We start from the raw sequence: 17,372 nt of genomic DNA, 5'->3' as shown, positions 1-17,372 counted from the left end.
GGCCGAATACATTGATGCAGCTCTCACGTTTGTCACTCTGCCAACATCATCTTGCGACGCACGGCCGGACCATACAAGGTGGCACGTTCCGGACAGGGGGCCAACTTCCGCTTTGGACAGGAACATCGGGCGTTCCTGTCAGTGAACGAATTTCACTGCCTGGCCCAAAGAAGCCTTTCAGGATTGCATGTTTAGGACTCAGTCCACCCAAGCATAATACTGATAAGCAGAGCTCAGTGCTGATCGGTAGGTTTAGAAACTAAGACGGTGAACAGGGGTGTAATGAATTTCGGAATGGAGAGTTCTTTGAACCGAGTTCGGCTAGGCATAGCGTCAGATGCCAGAGAGAACTCCCATCTAAGCAATTATAATACATGACGATTAGATTCCGACAGAGCGGAGATCAATGCACATCCCAATACAGACTAAAACGAGGCTCACATCGTAGTCTGGCCAGCGCCCTCGCGTATCCTCGGTGTCACCCATGGGCGTATCAATGAGTCCTCTTCTCGGAAACGCGCAATCGCATCGGCTTGGCTGAGGGTGATATCAATATCATCCCAGCCGTTCAGAAGCTTCGTCCGCCAAACAGGATCGATGGCAAATGGAACCGAGCTTCCTTTCGCCGAGATCGTCTGCGCCTCGAGATCCACGGTCAGTTCCGCATTAGTTTCCTGGAGAAGCCTGATCAGCGCCTCACCGTCTCCCTCGTCCACTTTGGCAGGAAGAAGGCCGTTGTTGACGGAATTGGACGCAAAAATGTCGCCGAAACTCGGCGCGATCACGCAACGTATTCCATAATCTACAAGGGCGTAGACGGCGGCCTCGCGTGAGGAGCCTGCCCCAAAATTGCGTCTCGCCACGATGATCAGCGCATTGCGACTGGGCGTCCGGTTGAGAGGGAAGTCGGCGATCTCCGTACCGGTGCTCGTGAAGCGCATGTCGTGAAGCAGGTAGCCGCCATAGCCTTCGGCTCGTGAGCGCTTCATGAAGCGGGCCGGGATCAGCTGGTCGGTGTCGATATTGGCGTAGGGCAGGGGACACGCCGGGGCGGTCAGGCGCTGAAAGGGCTGCATCAGGATCGCTCCTCGATCAGGTGGCGGACATCGACGAGGGATCCGGTCACGGCGGCGGCCGCAACCATGGCTGGCGACATGAGATGGGTCCGTGCGCCGGGTCCCTGACGGCCCTTGAAATTACGGTTGGTGGTCGACGCGCAGCGCTCGCCGGGTTGCACGATGTCGCCGTTCATACCCACGCACATGGAGCAGCCTGACTCGACCCATTCGAGCCCGGCCTCCCTGAAGATCCGGTCGAGCCCTTCCGCTTCCGCCTGCTGCTTCACCAGGGATGAGCCGGGCGAGACGAGGCCTGGCACCTTCGCCTTGCGGCCGGCGAGCACCTGGGCGGCCGCCCGCAGATCCTCGATGCGGCTGTTCGTGCACGAGCCGATGAAGACGCGGTCGATGGAAACTTCGGTCAGTTTCTGTCCCGGCCTGAGATCCATATAGGCCAACGCGTCCCGAATCTGGGCAGCCTTGCCCGGATCCGAGATCGCCTTGGGATCCGGCACCGCCATGGTGATCGGCAGCGCATCCTCGGGGCTGACGCCCCAGGTCACCAACGGGGCGATTTCGGAACCATTTAGGGCGATCTCACGGTCGAACTCCGCATCCTCGTCGCTCTGCAGCCGCAGCCAATCCTGCGCTGCACGCTCGAAGTCGTCGCCCGCAGGCGCAAAGGGACGGCCACGCAGATAGGCGATCGTCGTCTCGTCGGGAGCAACCATGCCACAGCGCGCCCCGGCTTCGATCGAGAGATTGCACAGTGTGAGCCGCCCCTCCATCGACAGCGCACGGATGGCGAAGCCCGCATATTCGACCGCATGTCCCTGCGCGCCGTCGGCACCAATGCGCGCAATGATTGAGAGAGCAATGTCCTTAGCGCCGATTCCGGGCGCCAGCGTTCCATCGACGGTGATGCGCATGCGCTTTGGCTTTCGCTGCCAGAGCGTCTGCGTCATCAGTACATGCGCGACCTCGGAAGCGCCGATGCCGAAACCCCATGCGCCAAAGGCGCCGTGCGTGGAGGTGTGGCTGTCGCCGCAGACGATGAGCAGGCTCGGAAGCGTCAAGCCCTGCTCGGGACCCACCACGTGGACAATCCCTTGGCGCGGATCGTTGAGCCCGAACAGCAGCACCTCGTTCTCCAACGTGTTGCGCTCGAGCTGATCGATCATATTCTGGATGGCCGGATCGATGCTGCGTCCGGAACGGCGCGTCGGCACATAGTGATCGGCGATACCGAAGGTGAGTTCCGGGTGGGCGACCGTGGCGCCGCGCTCCTTCAGCTTGTTGAATGCGTGAAACGAACCCTCGTGAACGAAGTGTCGATCAACCCAAAGTAGAGTCTGACCATCCTCGCGCGTCATGATCGCGTGGCTATCCCAAAGCTTGTCGAACAGGGTCCGCGGACCGGAGGGGCTCTGCGCCATCTCGCTCTCCCGATTGGGCTCTTGTGGCTCATGTTGGAGCCGATGTCAGTATTTCCAAAGGGGCGGCTTGACGCAAGTGAAATGTCTTATAAGGTAGACAGGTAGCTGTCCTTTGTAGCAGTCAACACTGTTGCAGATCGGAGCGGACGACCTTGGTGGACGCAGTCGAACCCCTCAAAGCGCGGCGCATCTATCTTCTCCTGCGCGAGCGCATTCTGAACGGAGCGCTGGAGCCCGGCTCCCGCTTGCCGGGAGAGCTTTCGATTGCAGCCGAATACGGGGTGTCGCGCGTGACTGTGCGGCGTGCGCTCGATACCCTGGCCATCGACGGCCTCATCGACCGCCGCCCCGGTTCGGGAACCTTCGTTCAAGAGAACAGTTCGGTGCAGCCGATCGTGGCGGATCTCTCGAACGTGCTGTCCCATCTGGTCGAGATGGGACGCCGGACCAGTGTGCGGCTTCTGTCCTTTGCCTATGTGAACCCGTCGGAGAGCGTTGCCGCTGCGCTTGGGCTTGGGCCCGGGGAGCGGGCGCAGCGCTCAATCCGCGTCCGTCTTATCGATGGCGCCCCCTTCTCCTATCTCGTGACCCACGTGCCGGAGCGCATCGGTGTCACCTATTCCGAGGCCGATCTCGCCTCGATGCCGCTCCTCGGACTCCTGGAGCGATCGGGCATCGTGGTCGAGGAGGCGAGCCAAAGCATAGGCGCGACCTTGGCCGGACCGGACGTGGCCGAGGCTCTGGCGCTGGAGATCGGCTCGCCCCTTCTCTCGCTCACCCGTGTCGTATGGGATCCGTCGGGCCAGGGCGTGGAGCATCTCCATGCCCTCTACAGGCCGGATCGCTATTCCTTTCATATGGACCTTGTGCGGACCGGCGCCGTTGGCGCCCGCCGATGGAATCCGGTGGCAAAGCCCTCCACCGCAAGACCTGAGCCGAAAAAGCGCAAAGCTGAGGGGCCGAAGAGCCTCAAGCCAAAGCCCCGCCCGGTGCGGGTGTCCAACCAGAGGAGAACATCGACATGAAGAACATCATGCGTCCAACGCGCCGTTCGGTCCTGCGCGCAGGTGCCGCCTCGGCGGCTGTGCTTGCTATGCCGGCCTACCTGCGCGCGCAATCGCAATCCGTAAAGATCGGCATTCTGCAGCCTGTCACCGGCGCGCTTGCCCAGGATGGTGAATTCGGCCGCATGGGCGCCGAAATGGCCATCGAGGAGATCAACGATTCCGGCGGCCTCAAGGGCCTCGGCGGAGCCAAGATCGAGATGGTGTTCGGCGATGCCCGCTCGAACCCCGAGGCGGGCACCCAGGAGGTCGAGAAGATGCAGGCGGACGGCGTTGCCGCTATCGTCGGCGGCTTCGCGAGCCCCATCTGCCTGGCGGCCACCCAGGCCGCGGCGCGCTACGATCTGCCTTACATCGTCGATGTGGGCGTCAGCGACCCGATTGTGCAGCGCGGCCTCAAGAACACGTTCCGCTTCGCCCCCGGCTTCGGCATTGTCACCGGATTCGCAGTCGACAATCTGGTGAAGCTGAACGACAGTGCCGGCAAACCCGCCAAGACGGTGGTGCTCGTGCATGAGGACGGCCTGTTCGGCTCTGGTCTCGCCAAGCTCATGCAGGCGGAACTGCCGAAGCGCGGCTTCGAGATCCTTGAGACCATCGCGCACCCGACACCCGCGCGCGACATGTCGAATGTTGCCCTGCGCATCCGCTCGCTCAATCCTGATCTCGTGATCCCGTCGAGCTATTACGGTGAGTTCGTGCTGCTCGCGCGCACCATGCAGCAGCAGCGCATCCGGCCAAAGGGGGTCTATGCCGTCCTCAACGGCGCAGCCTCTAACTACCGCTTCGTGAAGGAGTTCCCCGACGCGGCCGACGGCATCATGGATTGCAATCACTGGTACGATCCGCGCAATCCCAAGGCACTGGAGCTCAAGAAGCAGGTCGAGGCGCAGGGCAAGGTCTTCGCCTATAACGTTCCGCTGAACTATTCCTGCGTGAAGCTTCTGGCCGATGCCATCAACCGCGCCGGTTCGACCGACCGCGCGAAGATCATCGAGGCGCTGAACACTTCGACCTTCAAGGACCACATCATGCCCTATGCCGAGACGAAGTTCGTCAACGGGCAGAACATGGGTGCCGCGCCCGTCAACACGCAGGTCCAGGGCAGCGACATCAAAGTGATCTTCCCTGACACCTTCGCGGATGCGAAGCCGAAATTCCCGGTGACCGGCTGATCCTGAGCAATGGCCCTGGGGTGCATAGTCGCTCCCCAGGGTCTTTGAGGAGTGACTTCGACGATGTATTCACCCGCCATCATAGCGGAAGCCGTCGTAAACGGATTGATGACGGGTGCCGTCTACGCGCTGATCGCGCTCGGCCTTACTCTGGTTTACGGCGTCCTTCATATCATCAACTTCGCCCATGGCGCGCTGCTTACCGCAGCTATGTTTGCGGTCTGGCTCGTGTATGAGGCTCTCGGTCTCGATCCTTATCTCGCCATCCTGCCGCTGACGCCTCTCTTCTTTGGGTTGGGCTATGCCGTTCAGCGCTTCGTGATCGGGCCGGCAAGCCATGGTAACGACAGCAATATCCTGCTCGTAACCCTTGGGCTTTCGATCGTGATCGAGAACGCCTTGCTGGCCGGATTTCGCTCGGATACGCGCACGCTCAACACCGATTACGGCTTTCAGGTCGTGGAATTCGGGCCGCTTCTACTGTCCAAGCCCCGATTGATTGGGTTTGGAGCGGCGATACTGGTCACCGTGCTCCTGTGGCTTCTACTCTCGCGCACCGATACCGGCAAGGCGATCCGGGCCGTTGCCAAGGAAAAGTTCGGTGCAAGCCTCGTCGGCATTGATGTCGCCCATGTCTATGCCGTGACATTCGGGCTCGGCTGCGCCTGCCTCGCCGTGGCGGCCTGCCTGCTCATGCCCACCTTCTATGTCAATCCGCGCATCGGGCAGGCTTTCGTGCTGGTCGCTTTCACGATCGTCGTGTTGGGCGGCATGGGGTCGATCCCAGGTGCGCTCCTCGGCGGATTATTCATCGGGTTCGTAGAGAGCCTCTGCGGGCTTTTCCTTGGGGATTCTCTCGGACAGATCGGCATTTTCCTCATCTTCATCCTGGTGCTGCTCGTACGGCCAACGGGAATGTTTGGAGCGAAGGCATGACATTCCGTGACATTGCCCCGATCGTCGTCCTGATCGCGCTCCTGGCCCTTGTGCCGGCTTTCATCTCGGCGAACACCGTTCTCAACTTCCTTGTTTTCACCCTCATCATCGCCCTCGCCGCGCAAGGGTGGAACATCCTTGGGGGCTTCGGCGGGCAGTTCTCGTTCGGCCATGCTGCCTTCTTCGGAACCGGCGCCTATGCGGCCGCGCTGCTCCAGGTTCGCCTCGGCATCAATCCCTGGATCGCCTTTGCCATCGGAACGGTGGCGGGCGCAGCCGTCGGCTGGGTGATCGGATATCTGAGCTTCCGTTCCGGTCTTCGCGGCTCTTATTTTGCCCTGGTGACGCTCGCCTTCGCCGAGGTGCTGCGCATTCTCGCCAATGCGGCGACCTTCACGGGCGGCGCTGCGGGCGTTCTGATCAAGCTGGATGTGCGGCCTGGCAACTTCCAGTTCGAAAGCCGGGGCGCTTTCTTCTGGATCGCGCTGGCCCTCGTCGGCGCAGTGCTCCTCCTGACCGGCTGGATCGAACGCTCGCGCTTTGGAGCACAACTCGTGGCCGTGCGCGAGAACGAGGCGGCGGCCAAGGCGCTCGGCGTCGATACGCTTCGGGTGAAGCTCGGGGCGATCACCATATCCGGGGCCGTGACGGCGGCGGCCGGCGGCCTCTATGCCCAGTATTTCCTCTATGTGGATGCCAATATCGCCTACGGCACTTGGATTTCTGTGGAGGCGATCCTTGCTCCCATCGTCGGTGGTCTTGGAACTGTGTTTGGGCCCCTGGTCGGCGCGGTAGCCCTGCACGGACTGGGCGAGATCACCAAGCTCGCGGCCGGCAGCGTTCCGGGCATCGATCTCATGGTTTTCGGCGGCCTTCTGATTGCGGCCGTTGCGTTCGCTCCAGCGGGCATCCTCGGCCTGCTGCGCCGCTCTGCCCGATCGAGAGGAGCCGCTCGCAATGCTTGAGGTGCAGAACGCGACCAAGCGCTTTGGTGGCCTTGTTGCCGTCAACCAAGCGTCCCTCAAGGTGGAGGCAGGCTCCATCACCGGCTTGATTGGCCCGAACGGTGCCGGAAAGACGACACTCTTCACCCTCATCTCTGGCTTCGAGAAGCCGAGCGAGGGGGGCGTACTGTTTGAGGGGGAGGATATCAGCAGTGATGAACCGCATGTGCGGGCCCGCCGTGGCATCGCCCGGACATTCCAGATCGTGCAGCCTTTCGCGGGCCTTTCCGTCCTCGAGAATATCGCCGTGGGCGCGCACTTACGCCATGCGAAGCGCAGCGATGCGTTGGCACGTGCCGAGAGGGTGGGCCAGCGTGTCGGTCTCGGTCCCGAACTCGATAAATCGGCCTCCAGCCTGACGGTGGCGGGCCGCAAGCGGCTCGAACTCGCCCGCGCTCTCGCAACGGAGCCGAAGCTGCTGCTGCTCGACGAAGTGCTGGCGGGGCTGAATCCTTCCGAGATCCGCGACATCATCCCCGTCATCCTGGCGATCCGTGAAGAGGGTGTCACGATCCTCATGATCGAGCACGTCATGCAGGCCGTGATGAATCTCTGCGAGCAGGTCTATGTGCTGGCGCAGGGCCGCATCATCGCCGAAGGGCCTCCCGCCGATGTCTGCGACGACCCGAAGGTCATCGAAGCCTATCTCGGGGCTGGCGCGGCCGAGCGCCTGAAGCGGGAGAAGGTCCATGCTTGAGGTCAGGGCCTTGAGAGCGGGCTATGGCAGCACGGAGGTGCTGCGGGGCCTAGATCTGTCCGTCGGGGCCGGCGAGATCGTCGCGGTACTGGGCTCCAACGGCGTGGGCAAGACGACGCTGAACAAGGTTCTCTCCGGTATCCTGCGCGCGAACGATGGCGAGATCCGCTTCGACGGAAAGCTCCTCACCGGCGCATCCTCGGCGGACATCGTAGAGGCGGGCCTCATCCAGGTGCCGGAAGGCCGCAAGATCTTCCCGAACATGTCGGTGCGCGAGAATCTCGAGCTCGGCAGCTATCGGCGTGGGCGCAAGCGGCGGTCCAGCAATCTGGAACGCGTCTTCGACACTTTCCCGCGCCTGCGGGAGCGCAGCGGCCAGGCGGCCGGCACCTTGTCTGGCGGCGAGCAGCAGATGCTGGCCATTGGGCGCGGGATGATGGCGGAACCGCGCCTGCTCATCCTCGATGAGCCGTCGCTCGGCCTGTCGCCGCTCCTCGTGGAGGAGATGTTTGCCCTGATCTGCCGCCTCAACGACGAAGGCCTGCCGATCCTTCTCGTCGAGCAGAATGTGGTGCAATCGCTCGAGTGCGCCTCGCGCGCCTACATCCTGGAGAACGGAATGATTGCCTTGTCGGGATCGGCCGAGCAGGTCCGCAATGATCCTGAGCTCAAGCGCGCCTATCTAGGCATGTGACGGAGAAGACCTCATGACGATCGTCACACAGAATGTCATTCCCGCATCCGTCCTTTTGCAGGACGGGCAGCCCATATGGCTCCGACAATGGGGCAGCTTCGCGGCCCGGATCGAGTTTTCAGACCTGCCGGAGCCTGTGGTGGCGCGCACGAGGCTCGTGCTCCTCGATTGCATCGGCGCTATTGCGGCCGGAATGCAGGAGCCAGAGATGCGCAGCCTCCTCGCGCGGCTTGGTGAGCGCGAGAGGACAGCAGGGCCGGTTCCGGTGATCGGAGCCGGGCGCCGCATGAGCGCGCTGCTCGCAAGCCTGCTCAACGGCACGGCGGGCACTATGCTGGAGCTGGACGAGGGCAATCAATATGCCCGCGGACATCCCGGAATCCATGTTGTCCCGGCGGCCCTGGCGGCTGGCGAGCGCCTTGCCGTTTCCGGCCCGGACCTGATCCTGGCGATCGCGCTCGGCTATGAAATTGGGTCCCGCGTCGGCATCGCGTCGAAACTGCGGGTGACCATGCATCCCCACGGCACCTGGGGCACGATCGGCGCTGCGCTGGCGGCGGCCCGGCTCGAAGGGGCCACGCCGGAGCAGATAATCGAGACTATCAACCTGGCCTCAAGCTTCGGCCTCTCTACCAGCCGTCGCACGATGCTGGAAGGCGGAACCGTGCGCAACACCTATGCGGGTTTCTCGAACCAGCTCGGTCTCATGGCTTGGGAGCTGCAGGCTTCCGGCTTCGTCGGTGAGACGGATGGCGTCGGGACCGTCTATGGCACCGTGATCGCTGAGAACTTTCAGCCGGACGAGATGGTACTGGAGCTCGGCGAGCGCTGGGAGATCGCCCGCAACTACTTCAAGCGACATGCAGCCTGCCGCTATACGCACGGCGCCCTCGACGCGCTCGGCGAAATCACGCGCCAGCTGGGTGGCTCGATCGATCCGGCCTCCATCGAGGCGATCGAGGTCGACACCTATGTCTGGGCGGCGCAGCTCGACTCGGCTGAACCCAAGAACATGCTCGCGGCAAAATTCTCATTGCCGTTCGCGCTAGCCACCTACATCGTCAATGGCGCCGCCAGCGTTCCAGCCTTCCGCGAAGAGGCCCAGGCGAATGTCGTCGCCCGCGATCTCGCACGCCGCGTCTCGGTGCGTGAGGATGCAGCGCTGACGGCGATGCTTCCGGGCCTGCGCCCGGCCCGGGTGCGGGTGTGCCTGAGGGACGGCCGGCAATTGGCGGCCGAGGTGCTTACCAACAAGGGTGACACCGAAGACCCGTACTCGCCCGAGGATGTGCGCGCCAAGTTCGGTGAGCTGGTGGAGCCCGTCTGGGGCGGCCCGCATGCGGAGCGCATCATGGCCGAGGTCGACGCTATCGATGGCGCATCCGACATCCGCGGACTTCTGGACCTTCTTGCGCGCTCTCCCCAACACGGTTCGTCACAATGAATTTCAGAGAACGGCTTCTTCAGAACAAGGTTGTCGTAGCGCCTGGTGTCTACGATCCGCTGACCGCATCGATCGCAACGGAGGCCGGTTTCGAGGCGCTCTACCTGTCCGGTGCAGCGATCGCCTATACCCGCCTCGGGCGCCCCGATATCGGCTTGGTGTCCGTGAGCGAAGTCGCCGAGACCATTGCGCTGGTGCGTGACCGGGTGTCGACCCCGCTCGTGGTGGACGCGGATAACGGCTACGGCAATGCGCTCAACGTCCAGCGCACAGTGCGGATCTTCGAGCGGGCCGGCGCGTCAGCAATCCAGCTTGAGGACCAGAGCTTTCCCAAGCGCTGTGGCCACCTGCAGGATAAGTCGATCATTACTGCCGATGAGATGGCCGGCAAGATCAAGGCAGCCGTTGATGCCCGCGCTACCGCGGAAACCATCATCGTCGCCCGCACCGATGCGGTCGCCGTTGAGGGCTTTGAACCGGCGATCGAGCGGGCCCGGCTTTATGCCGAGGCGGGGGCCGACGTGCTGTTCGTGGAGGCTCCCAAGTCCCGCGAGCAGCTCGCCGCGGTCACGTCCGCCCTCGGCTCGTTGCGCCCGCTCCTCGCCAACATGGTCGAGGGTGGGGAGACGCCTCTGTCATCGGCGCATGACCTCGGCACACTCGGCTTCCGTCTCGTGATCTTCCCGGGCGGGATCGTGCGTGCCCTGGCCCGAACCGCGCAGGATTATTACCGCTCGCTTCAAACCCACGGCACCAACGAGCCTTTCCGCGATCGCATGTTCGACTTTACGGCGCTGAACCGCCTCATCGGTACACCTGAGATGCTGGCGCTCGGCGAGCGCTACGAATCCTTCGACCGGGAGAATGACCAATGAGCCCGATCGATCCCGTTACGCTGGCCGTTCTGAAAGGGCGGCTCGAGCAGATCGCGGACGAGATGGACGCGACCCTCTATCGCTCCGCATTCAACCCGATAATTGCGGAGGCCCGCGACGCCTGCCATGGGCTTTACCATCCCGTCACTGGAGCGACCCTCGTTCAGGGGACGAATGGGCTGCCCATCTTCGTCGGTGCAATGGCGTTTGCGGTGAAGGCCGTGATCGACAAGGTCGAGAGGGAAGGGGGACTGGAGCCAGGCGATACCTTCCTGTTCAACGATCCCTATGACGGCGGTACGCATCTGAACGATTTCCGCCTCGTGCGGCCGATCTTCCGGGAGGGCAAGCTCTATTGCTGGCTCGCTTCCGTCGGCCATTGGCTCGATATCGGCGGCAACGTGCCGGGCGGTTTCAACGCGCAGGCGACCGAAAGCTTCCAGGAAGGCGTACGCTTTCCGCCCGTCAGGTTCATCCGGGCAGGGGTGATGAACGAGGACATCCTGGCGATCCTCTCGGCAAATGCCCGCGTGCCGGTGTCGAATTTTGGCGATCTCAACGGCCAGCTTAATGCTCTCGATCTCGGCGAGCGCCGTCTGACGGAACTTCTCGACGAATATGGCGATGCGGTCGTCGCCACGGCTTTCGACGCCTTTTCGGATCGCGCGGAGGCGATGATGCGCGCCGCCGTCAGTGCGCTGCCGGATGGCATCTATCCGTTCGAGGATTACCTCGACAACGATGGCATCACTGATCAGCGGCTCACGATTGCCCTGGACCTGACCGTCTCAGGCGATTCCATGGTTCTGGATTTCTCACGCTCCTCCGCGCCCTGCGCCGGACCACTCAACATCGCCTATTCCACGGCGGTTGCCTGTTGCTATGTGGCTCTCAAGCACGTCTTCACCGACGTTCCGGCCAACGCTGGCTGCCTGCGGCCGATCACCTTCGTCATTCCAAGCACGACGCTCCTCGGCGCCAAAGCGCCGAAGCCCGTTGGGGGATATACGGAGACGATCCTTCGTGTCATCGGCGTCGTCTTCGGTGCTCTGGCCAAGGCCGATCCGAGTCGTGCGACGGCCGGGCCGTTCGGCACCATCAATGCTCTGTCGCTGGCGGGGCACCGCGCTGATGGATCGCGCTGGGTGATGTTCTCGTTCTTCGGCGGAGGCCTCGGCGGCAACCCGGAGAGCGATGGCCTGAACCATGCCAACAATCCGATTTCGACGGCAACGATCCCGCCGGCGGAAATCTTGGAGGCCGCCTATCCGGTGATGTTCACCCAATGGGCGCTGCGGCCGGATTCCGCGGGAGCGGGGATCCATCGCGGCGGTGTCGGCGCGATCTACGAGATCGAGTCCTTGACGGATGCGGATGTGTTCCTCCTCGGCGAGCGCGGAAGGTTCGCGCCGTTCGGCGTGGCTGGTGGTCTGCCCGCGTCTTTGAACCAGTTCTTCTGGCAGTCGGATGAGGGCGAGCAGTCGCCGCCCATGGCTTCCAAGGTGGCAAACGTGAAGATCCGGGCAGGACAGCGCGTGCGCCTGGAATCGCCCGGTGGGGGCGGGTGGGGCAATCCTCTGGAGCGTGACCCGCAGCGCGTCGCCCGTGACGTGCGGCTGGGCTACGTCAGTGCCGAGACGGCGGCGCGGGATTACGGCGTCGTGGTGACGGAGAATGGCGAAGTGGACGAGAGCGCGACCATCGCTCTGAGAAAGGGAGCGGCCGCATGAACGCCGTCGTGGGAAAGATCGTCGGCGTGGACGTAGGCGGAACATTCACGGACCTGTTCTATTACGACGAGGATGCAGCCCGGTTCCGCACGGCAAAGGTCCCGTCGAACCGCGGCGACGAAGCCATCGGGTTTCTCGAAGGCCTGAAGACCTTCGGACCTCTCGCACAGCTCGGCTCCATCGTGCACGGCACGACAGTGGGCACCAATGCCCTGCTGGAGCGCAAGGGGGCTCGGATCGGCCTCATCACCACACGCGGGTTCCGGGATGTGCTTGAGATGCGCCGTCGCGACCGCCGGAACACGTGGGGGCTCTGGGGGGATTTCGTTCCGGTCGTTGACCGTGACCTGCGCCTCGAAGTGGGCGAGCGCACCATGGCGGACGGAACTATCCGGGAGGAAATCAATTCGGACGAGGTCAAGGAGATCGCCCGGACATTGCTGGCGCGCGGCGCTGAGGCCCTCGCCATGGTCTTCATCAACGCTTATGCCAATCCCGCGAACGAGCTGAAGGCCCTCGCCGCGGCCCGAGAGGTCTGGCCGAACGAGAACATCGAGTGCTCGGCTCAGATCCTGCCGGAAATCCGGGAGTTCGAGCGCACATCGACGACGGCGCTTAACGCCTATCTTCAGCCGGTGGTCGGCAGCTATCTCGGCAAGCTGAATCAGGCTCTGGCACAAGAGAAGTTCTCAGGCAAGTTCCACATCGTTCAGTCGAACGGCGGTGTCATGTCCACCGCGACGGCTCGGCGCCTGCCTGTGCGCACGGCTCTGTCCGGCCCCGCGGCAGGCGTGATTGCTTCAGCCGCTATCGCGAAAGCCGCGGGCTTTCCGGACGTGATCACAGGGGATCTCGGCGGAACCTCCTTCGACGTATCGATCGTGGTCGACGGCGAGACGGCGCTTGCGGCGCAGACCACCATCGATTTCGGTCTCGTCATCCGGACGCCCATGATCGAGATCACCACGATCGGAGCGGGCGGAGGCTCGATCGCCCATGTGGATGCGGGTGGGCTGCTCCAGGTCGGGCCGGAGAGCGCGGGATCGCGCCCTGGGCCGGTGGCCTATGGGCAGGGCAACACGCGCCCGACGCTCACCGACGCCAATGTGGTGCTGGGGCGCATCAATGCTGAGCGCCCCATCGGCGGAAAGCTTGCACGTCTGGATGTCGAGGCCGCGAAGGCTGCCATCGCCAAGCACGTGGCGGAGCCGCTCGGGCTCGATGCCATGCAGGCGGCAGAGGCCATCGTGCGAGTTGCAAACGGTAAGATGGCCGGCGCCATCCGCCTCGTGTCCATCGAGCGCGGACATGACCCCGGTCGCTTTGCCGCCGTGCCATTCGGTGGCGGGGGAGCCCTGCATGTGGGAGCATTGATCAAGGATGTGGGCCTGAAGGCTGCGCTCGTGCCGCGCTATCCGGGCGTGACCTCGGCGCTCGGCTGTGTCATCGCGGATATCCGGCACGATCAGGTGCAGACCGTGAACCTACTTCTGGACCAGCTCGACGACGCGGCTCTCGATCAGCGCATGGTCGAGGAGGCGGAAGCCTCTCGAGCGGTTGTGGAGGAGGCCGGCCTTTCGGTCGAGCGGATCGACATCCTGTTCGAACTCGACATGCATTATGTCGGCCAGACCCACACAGTCAGCGTTCCGCTTCCCGTCTCGCTCCAGAATGGAACGACCGGAACTACTGCGTTCATCGTCCGGGAGGCTTTCGAGCGCGCCTACCAAGCCTCGTTCAGCCGCCTCCTGCCGGGTGTGCCGGCCAAGATCGTCAACCTGCGCACGGCCGCCGTGGGACGCAGGCCTCATTTCGACCTCTCAGCGCTCGCGCCCGAGGCTTCCGCGAGCCTGGAGACGGCACGGCTCGGCGGCCGGCCGGTCTGGTTCGACGGCGACTGGCATGACACCGCGATCTATGCGCGCCTCGACCTTCCGGTCGGCGCGGTCGTGCATGGGCCGGCCATTCTCGAGCAGCCTGACGCGACCACCGTCATCGATCCGGATCTCGTCGCGCGGGTGGACGATTTCGGCAACATTATCGTGGAGCGCGCCATATGAGCGAAGCCGCCATCCCGGTGGAGCGCACGGCGCTCCTCATCGTCGATCTTCAGAACGACTTCCTCCATCCGGAGGGCGCCTATGGGCGGGCGGGGCAGGGAGCGCCGGAAATCACAGCCCTTCCAGAACGAGTGAAGCCACTGGCTGACCTGTTGCGCGCTAAGGGCGGTTATGTCGCCTCGACGCAGTTCACCCTGGTGCCGGCAAAAGGCGGCGAACCGCTGATCTCGCCTCATCTCAAGCAGCTTCGGCCCTTCCTCACGAAGGGAGACTTCCAACCTGGCGCCTGGGGGCATGAGCTCGTGGATGTCCTGCAGCCGGCCGATCTGACCGTCGAGAAGATCGCCTATTCGGCCTTCTACATGACCAGGCTCGAATGGGTGCTGCGCAAGTGCGGCATCGAGCGGCTTCTCGTCTGCGGCATCGTCACCAATGGTGGCGTCGCATCGACCGTGCGTGATGCGCATGTGCGCGACTTCGACACCGTTGTGCTCGAAGACGGGTGCGCGGCTTTCTCACCTGCCGTGCAGGCCACGGCCATCGATGCCTTGCGGCCAGTCTGCCGTGTCGCTTCCATTTCCGAGGTCATGAGAGAGATCGAAGACGCATGAGCATTCTTTCGGCGGAGGGGATTGCCTTCGACGTGAAGGTTCCGGTTGTCATTATTGGTGCTGGCGCGGCGGGCCTCGTCGCAGCGCTGTCGGCCTGTGAGGTCAGACAGGATGTCCTGGTTCTCGAACGTAATGCCGTGCCGCGCGGCTCGACGGCTCTCTCGGCCGGATTGATCCCCGCTCCCGGCACCCGGTGGCAGAAAGCGGCCAGGATCGTCGACAGCCCGGAGCTGTTCGGACGCGATATCGCAGCCAAGGCGAGCGGCGAGCCGGATCCCATGCTCTTGGATACGGTGACCAAGGCGATCGGGCCGACACTCGAATGGCTTGCGGATCATCACGATCTGCCATTTTCCGTGATCGAGAATTTTCGCTATCCGGGACATTCTGTCTGCCGGATGCACGGCCTGCCGACCCGGTCCGGTACGGAATTGGTCGACCGTCTGCGCGAGGCGGCAGACCGGGCGGGCGTCAATATCCTCTGCGATGCCCGTGTTACGTCCTTGTTCGCAGAACTGGACGGCCGCGTTGTGGGAGTGGAGGTCGAGCGCCCTGACGGCACAAAGGAGAGGATCGGGTGCGTGATGCTCATCCTTGCCTGCAATGGTTATGGCGGTAACAAGGATCTCGTGCAGCGCCACATTCCGGAACTCGGCAACGCGCTCTACTTCGGCCACGAGGGCAATCAGGGTGATGCCCTGCTCTGGGGACAAGCGCTGGGGGCTGCCACGCGGAACCTGTCGGGTCACCAGGGGCATGGGTCGGTCGCGCATCCCCATGGCATTCTCATCACATGGGCGACGATCACGGAGGGCGGGTTTCAGGTGAACCTGCGCGGCGAGCGCTTCTCCGACGAAAGCCACGGTTATTCTGAGCAGGCGGCTGTCGTGCTGCGGCAACCGGAAGGACTTGCCTGGACAATTTTCGATGCGCGCATCGCCGGCATTGCCCGACAGTTCGAGGATTTCCGTCAGGCAGAAGCGCTCGGGGCCATTCTGACAGCGGAAGCCGTCGAGGGTCTCGCGAGGCAGACGAGCCTCCCTGTTGATAGCCTCAAGTCAACTTTCGACCAGGTTGATGGGCTGAAGCTGGCTGGCGGGTTGGACCACTTCGGGCGCAACTTCGTCGGCGCGCCACCTCTGCAGTCCCCGTTTCATGCCGTGAGAGTCACCGGAGCGCTGTTCCACACCCAGGGTGGGCTTGTGATCGACGGCAACGCCCGTGTCATGCGCGAGGACGGAACGGCGCTGCCCAACCTCTTTGCTGTCGGCGGAGCAGCCTGCGGCGTCTCAGGTTCCAAGGCGGAAGGCTATCTATCCGGAAACGGACTTCTTTCAGCCGTCGCCTTGGGTCGCGTGGCCGGCCTCGCTACTGCCCGAGCAGGAATGATGTTGCATAAAATCAATTAAAGGGTCCCACACATATGAGGTTAGCGCCGCGTAGGCGTTGTTTGGGTGAAAGTATTAGATCGGTGTAACTGAGATGAACATGGAGCAATCAATATAGGGGCTGAATGCCATACTTATATGGGATACAATGTCTCTTCTTGGCACCCGCCGGTCGTTTGCCTTGTGGCTGCTTGAGCCTCAGGTCCGGAACTTGCCCCGTAACAGGCTTTAGGCTCTGAGGCGGCTCGATGGCGGGCCGCCCCAGGCGGTCAGATCTCAACCTGTTCCGCAACCAGAAGGGCATCGTCGATATCAATCCCCAGATACCGAACAGTGCTCTCGATCTGGGTGTGACCCAAAAGGAGCTGCACGGCCCGGAGATTGCCTGTTCTCCGGTAGATCATTGACGCTTTGGTGCGCCGAAGGGAGTGAGTGCCGTAGGCGAGGGGATCAAGGCCGATCGCGCGAAGCCAGGATGCCAGCAAGCGAGTGTACTGACGCGTCGTCATGGGCCTCGCTCGATTGATCCGGCTCGGAAACAGCGGCTCGCCCTTGTGCAAGTCCTTCTTCTCCAGCCAGCGCGCCACAGCCTCCCGGGTTTGCTCTGTAACCTCGAACTGAACGAGACGGCCGGTCTTCCGCTGCATGACAGTGGCGCGGGATCGCACCCGTCCATTGAGGGCCACGTCATCGACGCGGAGTGTGACGAGGTCACAGGCTCGCAGCTTGCTGTCGGGGGCCAAGTTGAACAGAGCCAAATCCCGGATGAGATGAGCAAGCTGGAGCCTGACCCGAATGGACCAGATCTCTTTAGCTTTGAGAGGCGGCTTGGGTCCGATTAGCTTGCCCCGGTTCCAAGCGGAGTTGGTTCGGCAGGGATGGGCAGCGATACCGTCTTGCATTGCAGTGCTCCTGACATGAAGCCCCACAATGAATCTTGGCCGTTCTGCCGATAAAACCAGACTGGGTATTTCTCCGAAAGTCTTCGTCGGCTTAAACGAGGTAAGCTGGACCTTCTTCGCCTAGCGTCGATCTCCTCCTTGTGACCCAGTACAGACTTTCCCTCGGCGATTCCCGCGCCCGGCTCACACCGGGATCATGTCCGGGATGTTCACGAAAACTGTGTTCACCTCAAGCGGGGTGGGCCAAGCCGCGGTCCATCGCCTCGTGGTGATGTCGATTTCGGGTCGAACTCGTCCG

At 63.0% G+C, this 17,372-nt stretch carries 15 protein-coding genes; 12 read left to right on the top strand and 3 right to left on the bottom strand.

Annotated elements, in window-relative coordinates; all coding sequences use genetic code 11:
* Positions 1-437: 437 nt before the first annotated feature.
* The gene (gene leuD, locus JAO75_RS21255) at positions 438-1,076 is read right to left on the bottom strand and encodes a 3-isopropylmalate dehydratase small subunit (RefSeq protein WP_199051148.1); all 639 of its coding nucleotides are present in this window, start codon (positions 1,074-1,076) and stop codon (positions 438-440) included.
* Entirely contained in the window at positions 1,076-2,494 is a 1,419-nt protein-coding gene (leuC, locus tag JAO75_RS21250) for a 3-isopropylmalate dehydratase large subunit (RefSeq protein ID WP_199051147.1), read from the bottom strand. The genes leuD and leuC overlap by 1 nt, the downstream gene beginning before the upstream one ends.
* Before the next feature lie 152 nt (positions 2,495-2,646).
* Here leuC and JAO75_RS21245 point away from each other — a divergent pair, with 152 nt between their 5' ends.
* The 12 genes from JAO75_RS21245 (at position 2,647) to JAO75_RS21190 (ending at position 16,193) form a co-directional block, all read left to right on the top strand.
* Positions 2,647-3,519, top strand: a complete 873-nt coding sequence (locus JAO75_RS21245; RefSeq protein WP_199051146.1) for a GntR family transcriptional regulator — start codon at positions 2,647-2,649, stop codon at positions 3,517-3,519.
* Positions 3,516-4,733: an ABC transporter substrate-binding protein gene (locus tag JAO75_RS21240; protein ID WP_199051145.1), complete on the top strand. Its 1,218-nt coding sequence runs from the start codon at positions 3,516-3,518 to the stop codon at positions 4,731-4,733. Before JAO75_RS21245 ends, JAO75_RS21240 begins: the two co-directional genes overlap by 4 nt.
* A gap of 63 nt (positions 4,734-4,796) precedes the next feature.
* A complete protein-coding gene (locus JAO75_RS21235) occupies positions 4,797-5,669 on the top strand; it encodes a branched-chain amino acid ABC transporter permease (protein WP_199051144.1) in 873 nt (290 codons plus the stop codon).
* On the top strand, positions 5,666-6,634 hold the full coding sequence (locus JAO75_RS21230; RefSeq protein ID WP_199051143.1) for a branched-chain amino acid ABC transporter permease: 969 nt from the start codon (positions 5,666-5,668) through the stop codon (positions 6,632-6,634). The genes JAO75_RS21235 and JAO75_RS21230 overlap by 4 nt, the downstream gene beginning before the upstream one ends.
* Positions 6,627-7,370, top strand: coding sequence for an ABC transporter ATP-binding protein (locus JAO75_RS21225; protein WP_199051142.1), 744 nt, complete (start codon positions 6,627-6,629; stop codon positions 7,368-7,370). The genes JAO75_RS21230 and JAO75_RS21225 overlap by 8 nt, the downstream gene beginning before the upstream one ends.
* A complete protein-coding gene (locus tag JAO75_RS21220) occupies positions 7,363-8,064 on the top strand; it encodes an ABC transporter ATP-binding protein (RefSeq protein ID WP_199051141.1) in 702 nt (233 codons plus the stop codon). The genes JAO75_RS21225 and JAO75_RS21220 overlap by 8 nt, the downstream gene beginning before the upstream one ends.
* Before the next feature lie 13 nt (positions 8,065-8,077).
* Positions 8,078-9,508 (top strand): MmgE/PrpD family protein, encoded by a 1,431-nt coding sequence (locus JAO75_RS21215; RefSeq protein ID WP_199051140.1) that lies wholly within the window; start codon positions 8,078-8,080, stop codon positions 9,506-9,508.
* Positions 9,505-10,383 (top strand): isocitrate lyase/PEP mutase family protein, encoded by an 879-nt coding sequence (locus JAO75_RS21210; protein ID WP_199051139.1) that lies wholly within the window; start codon positions 9,505-9,507, stop codon positions 10,381-10,383. Before JAO75_RS21215 ends, JAO75_RS21210 begins: the two co-directional genes overlap by 4 nt.
* A complete protein-coding gene (locus JAO75_RS21205) occupies positions 10,380-12,113 on the top strand; it encodes a hydantoinase B/oxoprolinase family protein (protein WP_199051138.1) in 1,734 nt (577 codons plus the stop codon). The genes JAO75_RS21210 and JAO75_RS21205 overlap by 4 nt, the downstream gene beginning before the upstream one ends.
* On the top strand, positions 12,110-14,173 hold the full coding sequence (locus tag JAO75_RS21200) for a hydantoinase/oxoprolinase family protein (protein WP_199051137.1): 2,064 nt from the start codon (positions 12,110-12,112) through the stop codon (positions 14,171-14,173). The genes JAO75_RS21205 and JAO75_RS21200 overlap by 4 nt, the downstream gene beginning before the upstream one ends.
* Complete coding sequence (locus JAO75_RS21195) at positions 14,170-14,784, top strand: cysteine hydrolase family protein (protein ID WP_199051136.1); 615 nt, start codon at positions 14,170-14,172, stop codon at positions 14,782-14,784. Before JAO75_RS21200 ends, JAO75_RS21195 begins: the two co-directional genes overlap by 4 nt.
* Positions 14,781-16,193 carry an FAD-dependent oxidoreductase gene (locus JAO75_RS21190; RefSeq protein ID WP_199051135.1) on the top strand — a complete coding sequence of 471 codons (1,413 nt, stop codon included), beginning with the start codon at positions 14,781-14,783 and terminating at the stop codon, positions 16,191-16,193. Before JAO75_RS21195 ends, JAO75_RS21190 begins: the two co-directional genes overlap by 4 nt.
* 248 nt (positions 16,194-16,441) lie before the next feature.
* Here JAO75_RS21190 and JAO75_RS21185 read toward each other — a convergent pair whose 3' ends face one another.
* Entirely contained in the window at positions 16,442-17,074 is a 633-nt protein-coding gene (locus JAO75_RS21185) for a tyrosine-type recombinase/integrase (protein ID WP_199051134.1), read from the bottom strand.
* Positions 17,075-17,372 lie beyond the last annotated feature (298 nt).

This window comes from Microvirga splendida (genome assembly GCF_016427565.1).
Lineage (GTDB): Bacteria > Pseudomonadota > Alphaproteobacteria > Rhizobiales > Beijerinckiaceae > Microvirga > Microvirga splendida.
The sequence above is the reverse complement of the archived record's forward strand: the minus strand, read 5'-3'. Positions and strand labels throughout refer to the sequence as shown.

Coding starts and splice junctions, on each gene's coding strand:
- leuD (WP_199051148.1), bottom strand. CDS start 1,076: ATGCAGCCCTTTCAGCGCCTGACCGCCCCGGCGTGTCCCCTGCCCTAC.
- leuC (WP_199051147.1), bottom strand. CDS start 2,494: ATGGCGCAGAGCCCCTCCGGTCCGCGGACCCTGTTCGACAAGCTTTGG.
- JAO75_RS21240 (WP_199051145.1), top strand. CDS start 3,516: ATGAAGAACATCATGCGTCCAACGCGCCGTTCGGTCCTGCGCGCAGGT.
- JAO75_RS21235 (WP_199051144.1), top strand. CDS start 4,797: ATGTATTCACCCGCCATCATAGCGGAAGCCGTCGTAAACGGATTGATG.
- JAO75_RS21230 (WP_199051143.1), top strand. CDS start 5,666: ATGACATTCCGTGACATTGCCCCGATCGTCGTCCTGATCGCGCTCCTG.
- JAO75_RS21225 (WP_199051142.1), top strand. CDS start 6,627: ATGCTTGAGGTGCAGAACGCGACCAAGCGCTTTGGTGGCCTTGTTGCC.
- JAO75_RS21220 (WP_199051141.1), top strand. CDS start 7,363: ATGCTTGAGGTCAGGGCCTTGAGAGCGGGCTATGGCAGCACGGAGGTG.
- JAO75_RS21215 (WP_199051140.1), top strand. CDS start 8,078: ATGACGATCGTCACACAGAATGTCATTCCCGCATCCGTCCTTTTGCAG.
- JAO75_RS21210 (WP_199051139.1), top strand. CDS start 9,505: ATGAATTTCAGAGAACGGCTTCTTCAGAACAAGGTTGTCGTAGCGCCT.
- JAO75_RS21205 (WP_199051138.1), top strand. CDS start 10,380: ATGAGCCCGATCGATCCCGTTACGCTGGCCGTTCTGAAAGGGCGGCTC.
- JAO75_RS21200 (WP_199051137.1), top strand. CDS start 12,110: ATGAACGCCGTCGTGGGAAAGATCGTCGGCGTGGACGTAGGCGGAACA.
- JAO75_RS21195 (WP_199051136.1), top strand. CDS start 14,170: ATGAGCGAAGCCGCCATCCCGGTGGAGCGCACGGCGCTCCTCATCGTC.
- JAO75_RS21190 (WP_199051135.1), top strand. CDS start 14,781: ATGAGCATTCTTTCGGCGGAGGGGATTGCCTTCGACGTGAAGGTTCCG.
- JAO75_RS21185 (WP_199051134.1), bottom strand. CDS start 17,074: ATGCAAGACGGTATCGCTGCCCATCCCTGCCGAACCAACTCCGCTTGG.